Genomic DNA, 258 nt, shown 5'->3' on the forward strand with positions numbered 1-258 from the left:
GGTCTTAGTTTTCCATCTTCAGTTTCAATACTTAATATTTTGTGTCCGGTAGCTTCAATCGCTCCGGTCTCATTATTTAAAATATGTCCTGTAGATGCAGAAACTGCGCATTGATAAGGCTTCAGAATAGATGAAATCACTATTAAATTAGCCTGTGTTCCTCCGGAAACAAGGTAAACCTCAGAATCTTTCTTATTTATTTTTTGCTTAATTAATTCTTTTGCCTGCAAAGAATACTCATCCTCACCATAACCGGCC

The 258-nt window shown here is 36.4% G+C and carries 1 protein-coding gene; it reads right to left on the bottom strand.

What is annotated here, in order from left to right; translation table 11 throughout:
* Window positions 1–258: beta-eliminating lyase-related protein (locus SB679_RS25115; RefSeq protein ID WP_410705035.1), on the bottom strand; the 258-nt coding region annotated here is incomplete at both ends.

It is taken from the genome of Chryseobacterium sp. SIMBA_029 (assembly GCF_046535275.1).
In the GTDB taxonomy this organism is placed as follows: Bacteria; Bacteroidota; Bacteroidia; order Flavobacteriales; family Weeksellaceae; genus Chryseobacterium.